This window comes from Acinetobacter shaoyimingii (genome assembly GCF_011578045.1).
Taxonomy (GTDB): domain Bacteria; phylum Pseudomonadota; class Gammaproteobacteria; order Pseudomonadales; family Moraxellaceae; genus Acinetobacter; species Acinetobacter shaoyimingii.
Genome location: NZ_CP049801.1, coordinates 562647 through 580769, shown reverse-complemented (window position 1 = coordinate 580769; position 18123 = coordinate 562647). Strand labels below are relative to the sequence as shown.

General features: G+C 38.7%; 18 protein-coding genes. 5 read left to right on the top strand and 13 right to left on the bottom strand.

The features are described from left to right. Window positions 1–110 precede the first annotated feature (110 nt). The gene (locus G8E00_RS02690; protein WP_166008526.1) at window positions 111–803 is read right to left on the bottom strand and encodes a TetR/AcrR family transcriptional regulator; all 693 of its coding nucleotides are present in this window, start codon (window positions 801–803) and stop codon (window positions 111–113) included. A 119-nt stretch (window positions 804–922) separates the two neighbouring features. On the opposite strand from G8E00_RS02690, the gene G8E00_RS02685 reads away from it, so the two are divergent. The 5 genes from G8E00_RS02685 to G8E00_RS02665 all read left to right on the top strand — a co-directional run bounded on the left by G8E00_RS02685 (window position 923) and on the right by G8E00_RS02665 (window position 5340). Then, window positions 923–2371 (top strand): coniferyl aldehyde dehydrogenase, encoded by a 1449-nt coding sequence (locus tag G8E00_RS02685; protein WP_166008527.1) that lies wholly within the window; start codon window positions 923–925, stop codon window positions 2369–2371. Between the two features lie 165 nt (window positions 2372–2536). Continuing rightward, a complete protein-coding gene (gene rpmB / locus G8E00_RS02680) occupies window positions 2537–2773 on the top strand; it encodes a 50S ribosomal protein L28 (protein WP_000048256.1) in 237 nt (78 codons plus the stop codon). A 12-nt stretch (window positions 2774–2785) separates the two neighbouring features. After that, the gene (gene rpmG, locus G8E00_RS02675) at window positions 2786–2941 is read left to right on the top strand and encodes a 50S ribosomal protein L33 (RefSeq protein ID WP_001205031.1); all 156 of its coding nucleotides are present in this window, start codon (window positions 2786–2788) and stop codon (window positions 2939–2941) included. Between the two features lie 274 nt (window positions 2942–3215). Further along, window positions 3216–4934, top strand: a complete 1719-nt coding sequence (locus G8E00_RS02670; protein ID WP_166008528.1) for a cation:proton antiporter — start codon at window positions 3216–3218, stop codon at window positions 4932–4934. Between the two features lie 151 nt (window positions 4935–5085). Then, complete coding sequence (locus tag G8E00_RS02665; RefSeq protein WP_171522176.1) at window positions 5086–5340, top strand: hypothetical protein; 255 nt, start codon at window positions 5086–5088, stop codon at window positions 5338–5340. A 54-nt stretch (window positions 5341–5394) separates the two neighbouring features. Here G8E00_RS02665 and G8E00_RS02660 read toward each other — a convergent pair whose 3' ends face one another. The 12 genes from G8E00_RS02660 to G8E00_RS02605 form a co-directional block, all read right to left on the bottom strand. Further along, a complete protein-coding gene (locus tag G8E00_RS02660; protein ID WP_166221802.1) occupies window positions 5395–5673 on the bottom strand; it encodes a hypothetical protein in 279 nt (92 codons plus the stop codon). Between the two features lie 122 nt (window positions 5674–5795). Beyond that, on the bottom strand, window positions 5796–6299 hold the full coding sequence (locus tag G8E00_RS02655; RefSeq protein ID WP_166008530.1) for a DUF6586 family protein: 504 nt from the start codon (window positions 6297–6299) through the stop codon (window positions 5796–5798). A gap of 64 nt (window positions 6300–6363) precedes the next feature. Next, window positions 6364–6738, bottom strand: coding sequence for an ASCH domain-containing protein (locus G8E00_RS02650; RefSeq protein ID WP_166221800.1), 375 nt, complete (start codon window positions 6736–6738; stop codon window positions 6364–6366). A gap of 97 nt (window positions 6739–6835) precedes the next feature. Next, a complete protein-coding gene (locus tag G8E00_RS02645; RefSeq protein WP_166008531.1) occupies window positions 6836–7159 on the bottom strand; it encodes a hypothetical protein in 324 nt (107 codons plus the stop codon). Between the two features lie 397 nt (window positions 7160–7556). Continuing rightward, window positions 7557–7814 (bottom strand): RNA recognition motif domain-containing protein, encoded by a 258-nt coding sequence (locus G8E00_RS02640; RefSeq protein WP_166008532.1) that lies wholly within the window; start codon window positions 7812–7814, stop codon window positions 7557–7559. A 100-nt stretch (window positions 7815–7914) separates the two neighbouring features. Then, window positions 7915–9903, bottom strand: a complete 1989-nt coding sequence (locus tag G8E00_RS02635; RefSeq protein ID WP_166221798.1) for an ATP-dependent helicase — start codon at window positions 9901–9903, stop codon at window positions 7915–7917. A gap of 247 nt (window positions 9904–10150) precedes the next feature. After that, window positions 10151–11062, bottom strand: a complete 912-nt coding sequence (locus G8E00_RS02630; RefSeq protein WP_166221796.1) for an alpha/beta hydrolase — start codon at window positions 11060–11062, stop codon at window positions 10151–10153. 165 nt (window positions 11063–11227) lie between these two features. Then, a complete protein-coding gene (locus G8E00_RS02625) occupies window positions 11228–12382 on the bottom strand; it encodes a glycerate kinase family protein (RefSeq protein ID WP_166221794.1) in 1155 nt (384 codons plus the stop codon). A 132-nt stretch (window positions 12383–12514) separates the two neighbouring features. Beyond that, window positions 12515–13087 (bottom strand): HdeD family acid-resistance protein, encoded by a 573-nt coding sequence (locus G8E00_RS02620; RefSeq protein WP_166221792.1) that lies wholly within the window; start codon window positions 13085–13087, stop codon window positions 12515–12517. Window positions 13088–13414: 327 nt separating this feature from the next. Next, window positions 13415–14176 (bottom strand): hypothetical protein, encoded by a 762-nt coding sequence (locus G8E00_RS02615; protein ID WP_166221790.1) that lies wholly within the window; start codon window positions 14174–14176, stop codon window positions 13415–13417. A 603-nt stretch (window positions 14177–14779) separates the two neighbouring features. Next, a complete protein-coding gene (gene topA / locus G8E00_RS02610) occupies window positions 14780–17422 on the bottom strand; it encodes a type I DNA topoisomerase (RefSeq protein WP_166221788.1) in 2643 nt (880 codons plus the stop codon). Between the two features lie 35 nt (window positions 17423–17457). Further along, the gene (locus G8E00_RS02605; protein ID WP_166008539.1) at window positions 17458–17907 is read right to left on the bottom strand and encodes an ammonium transporter; all 450 of its coding nucleotides are present in this window, start codon (window positions 17905–17907) and stop codon (window positions 17458–17460) included. Window positions 17908–18123 lie beyond the last annotated feature (216 nt).

The window sequence follows — 18123 nt, the reverse complement described above, 5'->3', positions numbered from 1 at the left end:
TTGATTTATATCACTTAACAGTAAATTGAAAAAACAGCCGAGTATTCTAACGCTTTTTCAAGCGCTTTCAAATTTTCTTTGCATCTTAAATAAGATTCATTCGATCATTTTTAATCGGGTTTATCTGCAGATAGACTCGCAAACAGTTCAGATGTACCAATCGTTTCCAGTAATCGCTCATAGGTTTCGCGACTTTCGCCCCGTAAATAAGGACCTTCAAGAAAAACCATTTGACGTAAAGCCTGCCAAACCCACTTTTCGTCTAAATGATTGGAGTCTTTTAAATGTCCAGACATATATAAGAAATTGGTCCAATTGGTCAGTACAATCCATAAATTGATAATGAGCGCCTCAATTTCTGAAGTGGTCATTTGCATTAAACCTGCATCCACAAAGGCTTGATAAATCTTTTGCCCTTGTTGCATCACCTTGCCTGCAAAGCGAGGATAAATTTTTCTAAAATCGTCATTATTTTCAACCAAGTGATAAACATCACGATGTAGAAAGCGATAATCCCACATTTGACTGCTCAGTACTTGGAAATAACGAATTTTGTCATTGGCATTGACCAGTCGGTCATCTGGAAGTGACAGTAAATCAAGCGTTTCCTTTTGATACTGTTCCATTAACTCTTTAATAATTTCTTGTTTATTACGAAAGTGATAATAGAGATTCCCAGGGCTGATACACATCTCAGCAGCAATATGGTTTGTCGTAACGGTACGCTCGCCGCGCTCATTAAAAAGTTGCAAACTCACTTGCAAAATTCTGTCTTTCGTTTTCAACGTTTTGGAATGCGACATCCTATTACCATCTATAACAATTTCAACTATTAGCGAAATCTAACACAAAAGCAACTTGACTTTTAGAGTAATTGCTCTAAAAATGAAAATATATTAACCCTACATTAGTGGTACTGGTCATGAACAGTCAAACAAAAACAAATTTAATGACAACTGACTCGCCTGAAGTACAGAAAATACATGATCTTCTTACGCTTCAGAAAGAAGCTTTTCGTCGCTACCCTCTTCCTACAGCGAAAGAGCGTATTGAACGTTTGGCACGTCTTAAAAAAGTTTTAGTTAAATACCAAGATCAAATTGCTGAAGCAATTAACCAAGATTATGGCAACCGTTCAATCGCTGAAACAAAAATTGGCGAGTTGCTGACCTGTTTAGAACAGATCAAATATTATAGCAAGCATTTGACGCAATGGATGAAACCATCTAAACGTCATATTGGCATATTACACCAACCAGCAAAAGGTTGGGTGCAATATCAACCTTTAGGTGTAGTCGGCATTATTTCACCTTGGAACTACCCACTTCTTTTAGCTTTAAGCCCTCTCATTTGTGCTTTGGCTGCGGGTAACCATGCCATGATCAAAGTTTCAAGTTCATCTGTAAACTTTGGGTATGTGTTAAGAGATGCTTTATCTGAAGCGTTCCCGCAAGAGTTGGTTGCAGTGGTTACTGGCGGTGGCGTAATTTCAGATACGTTTAGTCATCTTGCCTTTGATAAGCTCATTTTTACTGGTTCAACCAATGTTGGTAAAACCGTGATGAAAGCAGCCGCTGAAAATCTAGTTCCTGTGATTTTAGAACTGGGTGGTAAGTCTCCTGTCGTTGTTCACGCTTCAACAGATATGAAAGATGTGGCTGAACGTGTCGCTTTCGGTAAACTTTGGAATGCTGGTCAAACCTGTGTTGCACCTGACTATATATTCTTACCGCGTGGTAAAACTGCCGAATTCGTTAAAAATTTCAAAACGATTGCGACAGGCATGTATCCAACTTTAGCCAATAACCAAGACTATACCTCTATTGTCAGCGACAAGCAGAATAATCGTCTGCAAGGTTTTTTGCAGGATGCATTGCAAAAAGGTGCTGAAAAAATTGAAATCAATCCTCAAAATGAAGACCTGACAGCAGTGCGTAAAATAGCGCCGACATTAGTCACTGGTGTAACTGCTGACATGGAAATCATGAAGAATGAAATTTTTGGACCAGTGCTGCCAATCTTAGAATATGATCAAATAGACGATGTAATCGAGTTTATTAATGACCGACCACGTCCACTTGCATTATACTATTTCGACTTTGATGATGCCCGCGCTGAGTACGTTGCTCAACGGACCCATTCAGGACATTTTGGACAAAATGCAGTTGTTACGCATGTTGCACAAGATGACCTACCATTTGGAGGCGTTGGCGCATCGGGAATGGGGAGATACCATGGCCCTGAAGGCTTCTTCAGTTTATGTAATGAACGCTCTATGATGTCTATTCCAAAGCTGTTTAGCTTGAAATTCATCCTGCCTCCATTTAATCGGTCGATTCCGAGCATTATTCAGAAAGCCTTTCTTCGCTAAATGATCAAGGCATGATCTATCACACGGATTCATGTCTTGTTTTTATCAATTTCGCTTGTCTTTTAAGCGTATTTTTGGTATAAAACGCCCCTTGAAAGAATTCAATCCGTTTTATTTTGACTGGCCATACAGATTTGCTGTTGGCTAAATCAATGGAGTTACACCATGTCTAAGGTTTGCCAAGTTACCGGCAAGCGTCCAGTCGTTGGTAACAACGTCTCACACGCCAACAACAAAACTAAACGCCGGTTCGAGCCGAACCTGCACCACCACCGTTTCTGGTTAGAAAGCGAAAAACGTTTTGTACGTCTTCGTTTAACCACTAAAGGTATGCGTATTATCGACAAATTGGGCATCGAAAAGGTTGTTGCTGACCTACGTGCTCAAGGTCAAAAGATCTAAGGAGTCTGAACCATGCGTGATAAAATTCGCTTAGTTTCTTCTGCTGGTACAGGTTATTTCTATACCACGACTAAGAACAAACGTACTATGCCGGAAAAAATGGAAATCAAAAAATTTGATCCAAAAATCCGTCAACACGTAATTTTCAAAGAAGCTAAAATTAAATAATTTTAGTTTTCTTAAAAGAACGATCCATTTGGATCGTTTTTTTTTGCATTTATTTTATTCAGCTTGCTACACTTCATCAGTATTTGCTCATGAAAGACGCAAAATTGAATACAGGATTAAATTTCAATCCAACAAAACACTCAAACATTCAGAGTTTTTAATACGTTCTAAAAATTATTCTTGAATGTTCAATTTTGTGCATTATTTTTGCTTGGTTAAATTAACCATATTCTTATTTTAATTTTCTCCTCACTTATGTTTTAAGGAGTTTTTAGTGCCGCATGATGTAGATCTTATTATTTTACTCGCAGTTGGTTTTGGTATAGCTTTGATTTTTGGCTATATCGCTGCGCGTTTACGTCTACCCCCGCTCATTGGTTATCTGATTGCCGGAATTGTCATCAGCCCAAATACCCCCGGTGTCGTTGCAGATCTTGCTTTAGCGAACCAATTGGCTGAACTTGGCGTCATGTTCCTCATGTTTGGTGTGGGCATGCACTTCTCACTCAATGATCTGTTACAAGTTCGTCGTATCGCCTTACCTGGAGCCATTCTACAAATTGCTGTTGCAACACTATTAGGCATAGGCGTTTCCATGTTTTGGGGTTGGAACTTTGGTTCTGCTTTAGTCTTTGGACTCAGCTTATCCTGTGCCAGTACTGTTGTGTTACTCAAAGCACTTGGCGACAAAGGTTTACTTGAATCAATTAACGGTAAAATCGCTGTAGGCTGGCTCTTAGTTGAAGACCTTGTCATGGTCTTGGTCTTGGTACTTTTGCCTGCGACAGCCGTATTATTGGGAGGTCATGCTTTAGAAGGTCATGCTGGCAATGAAAATATTTGGGTAACCTTGGGCATTACCTTATTAAAAGTCACAGGTTTTATCGCATTCATGCTGATTGTTGGCAAACGCCTTGTGCCGATGATCATGCAATACGTCGCTCGTTTGGGCTCTAGAGAGCTTTTCACCCTGACTGTTGTTGCGGCAGCCGTATCCATCGCTTATGGCTCATACGCCGTCTTTGGCGTTTCTATGGCACTTGGAGCGTTCTTTGCAGGCATGGTCGTAAGAGAATCAGATTTTAGCCACCGCGCAGAAGAGGAAACGCTACCACTTCGAGAAATTTTCTCCATTTTATTCTTCGTTTCTGTGGGCATGCTGTTTGACCCAAGCATCATTGTTGAACAACCTTTAAAAATTCTCGCTGTTATTGCCATTATTATGATTGGTAAAACAATTGCAGCAATGGCACTGGTTTTATTCTTCCGTTATCCAATCAATACAGCATTGACTGTAGGTGCGAGTTTGGCTCAGATTGGAGAGTTCTCATTTATCTTAGCAACCTTAGGTTTGTCACTGGGTTTAATTAACACTGAAGCGCAAAATCTGATTTTGGCAGGGGCCTTATTTTCAATCACACTCAACACCTTTTTGTTTTCAGCCATCGAACCTGCACAGAACTGGATTCGTGAACGCTCACATTTAGCAAGACTTTTAGAGCGTAGTGGTGACCCACTTTCAATGCTTCCCGATGAAGTGTCTCAAGATTATTTACGTGATCAAGTGGTCATGATTGGTTATGGTGAAGTCGGTCGACGTATTACACGTGTTCTCATGAATGAAGGTATTAAAGTCGTTATTGCTGAGGAAAATCGTGAGAAAGTTGAAAAGCTTCGTGAAAAAGGCATTGCAGCAGTATCAGGCCGTGCCACTGAACCAAGTGTGCTGATTCAAGCACATATTCAACATGCACGCCTATTGGTGATTTCACCCATGGATATTTTAGATATTCATAAAATTGTGGATACTTCGAAAATGCTTAATCCGCAAATTCAATTTTTAATCTGTGCAGAAAGCAAAGAAGAAGCTGAGGTGATTCGTGCAGATAACATTGGTGAGGTTTACTTTGCCAAAGAAGAAATGGCAAAAAATATGACCAATCATATTTTAAATCAAATTCAAATTGCGCATCATCAAGCACCTTCTCATTAATTCATTGAGTAACTGATATACACAAGTAACAAAGAAACCGCACTTTTTGTGCGGTTTTTTACTTTTCACAAAAAATTCTCAAGAAAAAATGATAAAAAATAAATATATAAAATTTTTTAAGATAAAATCCAGCTCATTATAATTTTAAAAAATGACTTTAACTATTCATGAGGGGAAAAATATATTGCTTGTATATTTAGGTCTAATCATTTTTATTATTGGCGGTATTGGATTTTTAATTGCTGCTTTTAAAAATAGTATTTTATGGGGTTTCGGTTGTATCTTTCTAGCACCTGTTTCATTAGTATTTTTGGTCATGTATTGGCAAGACACTAAAAACCCATTTTTCCTACAGCTGATTGGTTTAGCCATAATAATCACAGGATCTATGTTTATGCATACCTAACAATTTCAATGATAAAAAACCGCAACTTATGTGCGGTTTTTTCATATATCAGAATTAACTAAAGTATTGCGGTTTCTCATCCACGACTTCAGCATGCCACTCATTTGACTGCTTTTCCAATAATGCAAATAAAGCAGCTTGGATCATATGCTGTGCAATTACAGGCATTTGATCACCCAATAAAGCCTTAATCTCATCATTAAATTGAATAGTCACCAAAGGTGAATTCTCAGAATCTGCATTTCTTAAAGCCAGCTCACCACCTTCTAGCTGAACCAATTCGAGAATTGCTTCTTGAGTACCAAATAATTCTTTCAATTGCTCTATAGACATACACCCTCCATGATCCACATGGTGACAAAGCACTGAATGCACTTTGCTTCGCTTAGACTATCTTATATAGGATCACATTCTGCTAATTTCAAGTGCGAGTCAAGAAATCATTGTGATTAAAATTAAAACTCTACCATTTCATTACGAAAACCATCAATCAGTTGAGTCAAATCTCGATGCCATTCTCTTAAAATTTGAGTGTCAGGCAACCATGCCTGTGGTGTTTGAGTCACTTTAATAATCAAGTTTGAAGACGTTTCATCTTCAGGTTCTGGCGTACTTGGTTCTGGTGCATACTGACACATCCGATACGCACGTTTCAATTCAGCAATAAACCCTTGTTTTGCGAGTTGTTGTAATACTGAAATTTCTGGAGAAACCTGACCTTTATCCGCCATATGCTCTTCAATTGATTTTAAGGTCGGAGCAAAATCATTCAAGCGATAGTAGCGTACCAATTCTTGCAAAAAAGCCAAAACAGCGCCATGCAAATGAAAAACCGCAGCTTCACGATGCGCTTGCGCTTGTTGCACATGATCTGTCTGTTCAGATTGCTGACATGCTAAACGAGCAAAATAAAGTTTTTGATTGGTACGATCGGCATGATAGCGGGCAACACGTGACATAAATCTGATCCTAATGAGAGAGCTTTTTCTTTTCGTTTTAAGATTAAACCCAATTTTATGAGAATCACAAGATAAATTGCGTTGGATCTACTTCAATTTGATAAATTTTTCTTTTTGCTATGGTTTTGATGGGTACTTTTAAAGGACGAATATTCTTCAACACCCATGCAAAGTATCCTGCTTGCCAATACTGTGCACACGCTTGTTCAACTTCATTCGGTTGCCAAACATGTACAGACTCAACATCGACCAAAGCGATAAATTGCCCCTGCTCTTCAGCACTATCTTCAGTTAAATAATGATGATTTTCTATTATTGCTAAATTTTTTAAAGGCAATTGATCTGGTTTCCATGAACGAATCTCTAAGGTCTTTTCACCAAGAATAATTTTTTGCCCACTGGGTGCAACAATTGAGATAGCCGCATAAATATTTTTCATTTTTTGAAATAAAATTTAAAAAATCAGTTATGTAAAACATAACTGATTTTTAAATCATGATCGGCCTCATTGATTCAATAAGACCTCACAATCTTTATTATTTAAACAAACCACCTAAAATGCCTGCGCCGTTGTAAACGCCTGCATTTTTTTCTTTTTCGTAGTGGAATTCCACTTTGTCTTGACAACCACCAAGCATTGATCCTAAACCATAAGTACCCTCAGCAACACCTAGAAAAACTAGGTCAATTGCATTGTGAACAATACCAACACCAGGAACCAAACTTAATGGTGTCCAAATTGGAGCCATTGCATTTAAAGTACCTGAGAACAAGTTTGAACCCATTTGAACGGCATCACCAACAACACCAGCACCACATACACTTTGAACTTCTGTTTGCGTCAATTCTTGAATAGCCATTTTAACTTTTATCCTCATATTTTTAGTAAAGTATGGAGTGTTTATGATAACTGAGTCACATTTTTTAGATCAATTTATTTATAAGTATAGCTAAACAATTACATCTTTTCCCCTACATAATTCTTCTATGCAAAGAATGAAAAATATTGTAGCTAAAATATCATTATTATCAGTAAATATGTTAACAACGGTCAAAGTTTCCATACAATGAATAATTACAAAAAACCACCTTATTACATTTATTATTATACTTCATCATTAAAATATCTAATCAATTAGAAATTTCAAGTATCTAAAAATATCACTTTAAGCTCAATAATGTCACTTAAATATCAGTATACATTTCAAATGAATATTTGCAGTTTAAGCAATAAAAAAGGAGCTTACGCTCCCTTTCTTATTTTTCAGCTGTTGGTTTATCATCAGCCTGTTTAACGCGTATACCTGTACCATGCAAGCGTAAGGTATTTAATCCTTTAATCGCTTTCACTGCTTCACGACCATGAGGCATTTCCACAAAAGCAAAGCCTTTAGATTTACCTGTCGCAGCATCCATCACCAAAGCACATGATTCCACTGTTCCATATTGTTGAAACAGTTTCAGCAACTCAGCTTCTGTGACTGTACGTTCCAAGCTACGAACTAAAATTTTCATCTTACAACCTTAAAATAGGCAAAATTTTCAAAAAGCGACGATTCTCACTTCTTGTCATTCGCATCAAAAAATAACAACACATATGTGTAATGTAGCTAGTTTAATCGAGATCGATACCAAAATCTAAATTAATCGTTTTACGTTCAATCAAGGCACTTTTGACTGTTTGCTGACGTGTCTTATAGTGGGTTTCAGTGGTACATAAATTTCGAGTCAGATCGTTAAGGAAATAGCTTTCCACTTTACGTCCTTGTTCATCAATCTGATCACGCGCCCAAATGCTTAAATTTTGCTTAGTCAGAATTAATTCATTTTGTGCACGAGTCAACGCGACATAGAGCACACGGCGCTCTTCTTCAACATCATTAAAATCGCCTTGTGCACGCGCATGTGGGTATTGCCCCGCTGAAACATTGGCAACGTAACACACTTTTTGTTCTGTGCCTTTTGCAGAATGAATGGTGATGAGTGTGACCACATCGCTTTCAGACTGACGTTCAATTTCTGAAATGGAGACTGGATCGAGCACATAAGCTTCTAAAAACTCACTGAGCTGATCATGTTTAGACGCCAATTGCTTAACCAATTCAAAATCACCCTGACGGCGATTCCAATCTTTTTTATAGTTTTCCGTGAGCTGATTTTCAATGGCTTGTATCGCCAATGTCACGCAAGCTTGCACTTCATGTTTAATCACAGCCATTTGCTTCATGATTAAAATCGCTTGAGCTGGAATTCTGCCGAATTTCTCTAATTTTTCAGCAATACCATCAACATCGGACTCAAGCAGTAACTGTTGTGCCAAACGACTTGCGCCTACATCACCCACACCATTCCATAGCGTTAAAAAGCGCATCCATGCAATATCATCCAAAGGATTTGCCATCACACGTAACAGACTCATTAAATCCTTCACATGGGCTGTTTCAAGCAGTTTTAAACCACCAATAAAACGATACGGCACATTGGCTTGAATAAAGGCCGCTTCAATATGTCGTGCAGCAAAACTGGAGCGCACTAAGACCATATGATCACGCCAAGGACTGCCTTCTAAGTAATGACGCTCTTTAATGTCGATGGCGATCCATTTGGCTTCATCAAATTCGTTTGGAAAAACATGTAGTCTTGGCTTAATGCCTTCACCACGGTAAGCCTCTAAATGTTTGTCGTATTTAATTTCACTTTGATCGAGTAGCCAGTTGGAGAGATCCAAAATTTCTTGAGTAGAGCGATAATTTTTTTCTAGTTTAAAAATCTGTGCATTCGGCACACGTTCTTTAAAGTGGTGAATATTTTCAAAATCTGCACCACGGAAACCATAAATGGATTGAGCATCGTCCCCGACACAAAACAAATTTACACATTCTTTTAAAGGCTCAAGCAAAGCCCATTGCAATGGATTGGTATCCTGCATTTCATCGACCAACATATGTTGACACATGCTCGCAACATAATCGACCAAGCCATCAGACTGCGCCAAGGCTGAAGCGACAATCGCCAAAATATCATCATAGTCCAGAAAACTACGGGCTTTTTTTCGTGCTTCGTATTCTTTCATGATGTCGGCAATGAGATCTTTCATTGCCAAAAATTCAGGCATTTGTTTTTCTAAAGCCACACTCAATTTTTGACGTGTATTTCGCGCAAACGAATACAGATCACAAAGTTCCGCAGGTTTAGGAAGTTGATTGGGATTTTTCTTGTCATCTTTACCACGAATCAGGCGGAACATCATCATCTGATCATCACGATCAATAATTGAAAATTGCTCCATACCAAAAGCTTTTGGAACACGACGTAGCAAGTACATGCAAAAGGTATGAAACGTTGACGCTCTCAGTCCTTTGGCTTGCTCTCCCAGTGCCAACTCCACACGTGCCACAATTTCACTGGCTGCACGGCGGGTAAAGGTCAGAATTTGGATTTGATTGGCAGGCACACCTTGCTCAATAAGATAAGCTGCTCGTGCCACAATGGTTTTGGTTTTGCCACAACCTGCCCCTGCAAGTACCAAGCTATGTTGTGAATCTGTGGTCGCAGCTTGTTTCTGTTGAGGATTTAATTCATTAATCAGGTTGGCTAAACTCATGGGGGCTCATCATCAAATTTGAATAAGTAGTTTAGCAAAACCTGCACCTAATAGTGCTTCGATCAAAAAAGATTAATGACTTAAGTTTCTCGATATCATTTTAAGAATTGCTGAATGATACAATTTATCCAGTGATAAAGAGTTGTTAGATTCAAATTTTCTAATTTAAATCGTGAAATTTGAATATGATACAGCAGTGCAACCTAATACAAAGTCCACAAACTATGACAGCTTCAATACTAGCTGATTAAATTTTTAACCAAACTTTCAATTGCTGAATACCTTCTTCGAAACCCTTTTGACCAGCTGGATGGTTCTTGGCATCTTTAAAAAATTGTAAAAAACCATGCTCTGCACCATCGTAATTTTTTAAGACTGACTCAACGCCATGGGCTTTTAGTTTTTCAGCATAAGCCTCAGAACTTGATGTCAAAGGGTCCAAGCCTGCAACTGAAATAAGTGTTGGTGGCAAACCATTTACATCAGAAAATAAAGGAGAAAGTCGTGGATCCTGATCTGAATATCCTTCAGGAAGCTGACTTTTCCAGAACGTTTTCATCGCTTCGTTGGTTGGGAAATAGCTTTCACCGTATTTTAAAGCTGAAGGGGTTGTGACATCTAAGCCAATCACGGGATACATCAACCACTGGGCTGCAAAATATTTCTTTTTTAAATCAGTCGTTAGAATCGAAATTAAAGCACCGCCAGCACTATCACCAACCCCAATAATTTTAGTTTTGTCACCTTTTAATTTTTCTGCATTTTCATAAAGCCACAAAAAAGCATCTTTCACATCTACATTTTGTCCAATTGCATCCACTTCTGGAGCTAGACGATAATCAACAGACAATACCACCGCATTTAAGTGCAAAGATAGCGCTCGTACTAAAACATCATGCGTATCTAAATTTCCAGACACCCATCCTCCACCATGAACAAATAAAACAAGTGGGTAAGATTCGTGATGAGGTTTTTCTGTTGGCGTATAAAGTCTGACAGGAATTTTTCGTTCAGCATCGCTATTTGCAGTGATTTCAAAATTCTCAACTGAAAATAATGCGTCAGGTGTGCCTGCAGTTTTACTGAGTTCAATATAATAACTTCTCATTTCGAGTGCGGCATCTAAATAGCGAGCATAATCAGGATTTGATTGATTCATTTCTTTTTTCCTACAATGATTTTAATTTAATTTAATTTTATGAATGAATTTTTTAGGTTGAAATTTCATCCAACTTAGCTATCCAATTCGATTAAAAATCATTGTGAATATTTGAAAATTTATCTCAACTATATTTATGTATGTACATGTTAATTAAAAAGATAATTAAGAAAGTGAATCCTTAAAATAGGACAATGATTTAGACATTCCCTGTACTTTTTGAGTTAAATTTCTTTCCGCATTTTTCAATGCCGTTTCCAAATCATAATCAGGTGGATTAATTCCAATAATTTCAGTAAAACCTTCTTCAAATAAAGGTTGAATGTCATCCCCGACCTTTCCAGCAAAGGCAATCACGGGTTTACCAAATTGCTTTGCCACTTGTGCCACCGCCCAAGGCGTTTTACCAAATTTGGTCTGAAAATCGATGCTACCCTCACCCGTAAATACATAATCTGCTTCAGCAATTTTATCTGCCAGATGCGTTTGCTCAATCACAAGCGTAGCACCTGATTGAATTTTCGCATTTGTGAAAGCCATTAAACCAAACCCTAATCCCCCTGCTGCCCCTGAGCCTGCAACATCACGTAACTGACGATTTACATGCGATTCCACCATATCGGCAAAATGGCTTAAATTGGCATCCAATTGTTGAACCATCTCATGAGTAGCACCTTTCTGAGGTCCAAAGACATAAGATGCCCCCGTTTCACCACACAAAGGATTGGTCACATCTGAAGCAATGATGATTTCCACGTTTTGTAAACGCACATCTAAATCCGATAAATCAATCTGCCGAACCCTCCCCAAAACTCCACCACCGAATGCAACTGAATTACCCTGAGCATCTAACAGTCGAGCGCCTAACGCCTGTGCCATACCTGCACCTGCATCATTGGTGACACTCCCACCTAAACCTAGAATTATTTTTGATACGCTCAAATCTAAGGCTCGAAGGATCATCTCTCCTGTACCAAAGGTTGAGGTGAGTAAAGGATTACGTTTTGAAGGTTCTAAAAGTTCAATACCATTGGCTTTGGCCATTTCAATGACGGCGGTTTGACCATCATCAATTAAGCCAAAATAGGTTTGCACTTTTGAATTGGGCACAGGCCCCATCACCTCGCACTCAATCTTTTGTCCATTTAATGCCGCAATGAGTGCATCTACCGTTCCTTCACCACCATCTGCCATAGGGAAATGAATACATTGGGCATCTGGAAATACCGCTTGTATCCCACGCGCCATGGCTTCACACGCTTGAAGTGCAGACATGCTTTCTTTAAATGAGTCTGGTGCAAGTACAAAAGTCAGTGCCATGAAAGGATTTCTTTGTGTGAACAAGTGGTAAAACTCAACATATCCTGATTTCGCTTTGGTTTAAACTAGCCATAAGCATAAAAAAGAGCCATGAAAGCTCTTTTTTATAAAACAGATAATTAAACAGTAGATTTAGACATCCGCGGAACTTTTTGGTAGCTGATATTTAATATACGAAGCAAGACTGAGGTAGTTAATCCCTTGAAATAGAATATCGATAGCAAGGAACATTCCTAGCACCCAAAATGGCGCGTCTGGTGTGACCAATATAAGAATCCCTGTTGCCAAGGTCAAAATGCCTGAAAAGAGCGTCCAACCCCAACCTTGATATACACGAAAAATGGCTGAGCTTAGAATTCGAATAATGCCTGCAATGACCAACAGAATACCCAATAAATGGGTCAGTACTACGGCTGTTTGAACTGGCGTTTTAAATGCGTAATAACCTGCAACACAATATAAAATTCCAAAGATTACCAGTAACCAACGGTAGCCTCCTTCAAAAATTTTGAATGCAGCAATAATGTGTGCAATACCGCCGACCATCATCAAAACACCAAATAAAAACACCACGGAAAGTGTGGCAAATGCTAAGGATCCGAATAAAACCAAAGCAAATACAATAAGTAGGATTCCCAATCCTAAATACCATTTACGATTTTCATGCAATTGATGTCGAACCAGATCATTTCCTACTGTTCTCATGAAGTCACCTTTTTTTACTCAAACTCGATTCTTTTTTAGCATTTTCTTCACAAAACTGTGTATCTAATCTGCATCCATTTTACTTAAGCATCTATTTTCAACGAGATCATGACCGCTAAAGAGCATGGATAAAATATCATTGTAAAAGCCTGTTGATTAACAAAATTGGCTTTAAAAGACGCTCAAATACCGCACTCAGTAAACAGTCCCTAAAATCTCACAAAAAAAATGGATGGCTCTATACCATCCATTTTGAAAAAAGCTGAGTCTCAACACTTTTGACAATGACTTCTCATTTCAATTTATGACGTCTAACCTAGATATGATCTATCTTTTTGTCCAACCAATCTCAGAAGCTGTTGTTTGATTCACAATAACCTGTCCCAGATAGTTTGGCATCACATTTTCCATGGCTGAAATCGCAATATGCCCTGCCATTAACTCAGCTTGAGTTTGTGGATACAAAGGTTTCTGATTGGGGTTTGCATAACCTAAAGGATATCTTGGCTGACCTGTTAAATAGTCATATTTATCCTTCGCACCAAAAGCATGTAATAACTCATGGGTTAAAATAATATTGTTCTGATCGTCTTGTTCACTGGCAGCAAACAGATTTACAGACCCCACTTTACCAATTTCAAGTGCTGTGGAATGCTTAAGCACTGTGGTCGTATTCATATCATAGTAATTCAGATACAAAGTCACTGTTGGAGAACCATCAGCACGCTCATGCTGTCTCCATGCATACCACTTAAACTTTAGACTCCACAGCATATTGTCTAAGAAATTACCATTTTCAGGAACCTTAGGAGGCGCTTTGAGCAATTCACGTCCTAATTGAATGTAAACCGATACAGGTTGATCACGATACTGTTTCGATTGTTCCATTAAAAATTTGTTGGCATCACTAAAGTCATCAACCGAAAGTTCATCGATATATTTTTGTGTCGATGCTTGATGATCTGAATTTATAGGATGTAACAACACAATGACAGGTTTAGACCAATCTTGATTTTTGTCACGCCAAGCATTAGCAGCAACAACAATGAGGATCATGAGTAGAACGGCTACTCGAATAATTTTCCACATACTATTCTCATTATTTTAAAGTCATAAATTTGTTGAGTTCTTAAGCTCATCACATTCAAAAAACCAAGACTCATACTCTATAAAGAGAGCAAACACTTTTATCACACAAAATGGATAAATCTAGTCATGGTAAATGTCTTTTTTGTGATTTATATCAACAATATAATCAATAGCAATAATGTGACTCAAGTCACATTATGTAAAAAAGAGATCAGCCTTAAATCCGAATATGCAAAAAAGAATCTGATATGTACATCATGTTCCAGCTTAGAAAGGTTGATTTTCAAGCCTTGCCATCTTTTCAAATAACGAAAAATCGATTTAAAGAAAATCAGTATGTTCATTCTTATTTGTTTATAAACTGTAAACTTGAGATAACGTCTATCAATCTCAAAGTGACATATACAAGAAAACATTGAGCGATTTAAGCTGTCTAAAAACCAAATGTTAGCCAATCATAATGACTGTATGTCTAAATTCAGTTCATCATCTCTATGCATACAGATTAAAATCATGGTCTTCATAGAACATTGAAAATTCTATTTTATTTTGAAAATAAAAAAGCCCACCGAAGTGGGCTGATACTGAAGGTCGTATTGAAGATTAAGCTTCAATCCATTTTCCATCACGGTAAACCATACTCCATTTGGTTTGTTTACCTTCATCTGTTTCAGAACCCACATATTGTTCTTGGTTCTTACGACTAAATTTCACCAATGTAGGGTTCCCTTCAGGATCTTGATCTGGCGCATTCAAAATAAATTGATACTTAGGATCAAGCTGATCGGCAACACTGCGAAGTTCAGATACTTTTGGTGCACGTGTTTCACGAACTTTCGGGAACTTACTTGCAGCAAGGAATAAACCTGCAGCACCATCACGAAGGACAAAGAAGTCATCATGTTTAGTAGAGCGTAAATGCTCCATTTTGATTGGATCGACACGTGGTGGTGCAGGTTGACCGCTTTTCAATACCTTACGCGTATTGTCGCAGCTGGTACATGCAAAGTAAGGACCGAAACGCCCAGTCTTTAATTGCATTTCACCATCGCATTTATCACACGGAATGGTTGGACCATCGTAACCTTTGATTTTGAACTCGCCTTCTTCAAGCTCATATCCCACGCAATCTGGATTATTACCACAAATATGAAGTTTACGACCACCATCAATCACGTAGCTGTCCATTGCTGTTTCACAAATTGGACAACGTTTTTTTGACATCAAATCTGCAGTTTCTGCACCTTCGTCATCGGACAATACAGCCAAAGATTCAACAGGAGTCAAATTCAAAGTACCCTTACAACGTTCTTTCGGTGGCAAGTTATAGCCTGAACATCCTAAGAATACACCTGTAGTACCCGTACGAATCTGCATTGGACGGTCACATTCTTTACAATGCACCGCTTCAACTTCCACAGGTTGATTACGGCGCATACCGTCTTCGCCCTGTGCTGTAGTCAAACGTTTTTTGAAATCACCGTAGAAGTTATTAAGCAGTTCTTTCCAATTACGTTCACCATCGGCAACTTTATCGAGCTGACCTTCCAAGTCTGCGGTAAAGGCATAGTTCATCAGGTTATTAAAGTTTTCATCGAGACGGTCTGTCACGATTTCACCCATCTTCTCTGCAAAGAGACGACGGTTATCTAACTTCACATAACCACGATCTTGAATGGTGGAAATAATAGCAGCATAGGTTGAAGGACGACCAATGCCTTTTTTCTCTAGTTCTTTAACCAAAGATGCTTCAGTGAATCGTGCTGGCGGCTTGGTAAAATGTTGCGAAGGATCTAACTTTTCAAGTTTTAAGATTTCACCGACTTTGACCGCTGGCAATAACACATCATCATCAGATTTGTTTTGACCACGTACTTTGGTGAAGCCATCAAATACCAAAGTACGACCTTTGGCTTTGAGCTCAATACCATTGGCATCCACTAAAATGGTCGATGATAAGTATTCTGCTGGTGTCATTTGACATGCCACGAACTGACGCCAAATCAGGTCATAAAGACGCTGAGCATCACGCTCTACACCCACCAATTGATCACCTTTGAGTGCCACATTGGATGGACGAATGGCTTCATGGGCTTCTTGTGCACCAGCCTTATTGCCATAACGATTCGGCTTAGCAGGAAGATACTTTTGACCAAATTCTGATTCGATATGACCACGAACCATATTGACCGCGTCATCACTTAAGAATGTCGAGTCAGTACGCATATAGGTGATAAAACCACCTTCATACAAACGCTGTGCCATCATCATGGTTTTCTTCACAGAAAAACCGAGACGTGTACTGGCCGCTTGCTGAAGCGTAGAGGTGATATATGGCGCGCTTGGATTCACCTTAGTCGGTTTATCTTCACGCACTGACACTTTGTATTCGGCATCATTCAGAATCTTTAATAAAGCATCTGTTTGCGCTTTATTTTGCAGTTTTAAGGTTTTACCCCCTTGTTTCACTGCTTCTAAACGAATGTCATCTTTTGATGCTTTGGTATCTGCAAATACTTGCCAATATTCTTCTGGTACAAAGGCACGAATTTCACGTTCACGTTCTACCACCAGTTTTGCAGCAACAGATTGCACACGACCTGCTGATAAACCACGCGCAATTTTTTCCCACAACAATGGCGAGATCATAAAGCCGACAATACGGTCTAAGAAGCGACGTGCTTGTTGTGCATTTACTTTATCGATATCAAGACGAGAAGGTTGTTTAAACGCTTCTTGGATGGCATTTTTGGTAATTTCGTTGAAGACCACACGTTGATAACGTGAATCATCACCACCAATCACTTCTTTTAAATGCCAAGCAATTGCTTCCCCTTCTCTATCCATATCCGTTGCGAGATAGATTTCATCGACTTGAGAAGCCAGTTTTTTTAGTTCAGCGACCACACCCTCTTTGCCTGGAAGCACTTCATATTTGGCTTTCCAGTCATGCTCAGGGTCAACCCCCATACGATTCACCAAAGCGGTTTGAGCTTTTTCTGCTTTTTGTTCATCGCTTAATTTGGTACGTGTTGCAGGTTTTTTTTCTGTGGTTTTTGCACTACCTCCTGTAGGTAAATCACGTACGTGACCTACAGACGATTTCACAATATAGTCCGAACCCAAATATTTATTGATCGTTTTCGCTTTTGCAGGCGACTCCACAATCACTAAGGCACGTTTTTGGCCAGCTTTAGGAGATTGAGCTGCGGTGCTTTTGGATGTGGACCGAGGAGAGTTCGCCATAATGAACCGTTATTCCTATAAAAGTGGTGTATATATTAAAGTTCTGCTAAAGAATGTAAATAGACTTTAATATCATCTAACTGTGTCGCTCGAAGGTCAGTTTCTTCATCCCAGTAGAGTCCTACACAGTTTGCCTGCATATCAATAGCATAAATGCCCTTTAATGCAATCGGTAAATCATTAAATTTTTCATCACCCGTAACAACATGAAGTTTTTGATCTTCTACACGTGCACGCATTAATGGTAGGCGAGCTTCTGGAATGAGTACACTATAATAGGCCACCATACTGGCACGACTTTCTGTCGCTTTTGGAATCTTTGTCCAATCTGGTGCTGGTACGAGTCGTGGGTGTAAAGACATTTTTCTCGCCTTTTCACGCATCAGTCCAAGTGCCTTCTCTCGAGGATTCACACGTAATCCAAAAATAGACCCTAAGACAAAAACCACAATGACAACTGTGACCCAAATTCCGATGTTTTCCATAGCTCAACCTTCATTTCCTTATATTAGAGTTGCATAAGGTCAATATAAAAGGCAAGATCAAAATGAAAATTGCTGGTTAAACATTTTGATCAAGCACTTAAAACGAACTCATTTCAGCTTTTTTAATTGTTATTCAATGCAGAAATTTCAAGTGCGCTAAATTGCACTATAAAGCGTGATTTTTCATTTTTTATAATATTAGTATAAACACTGACT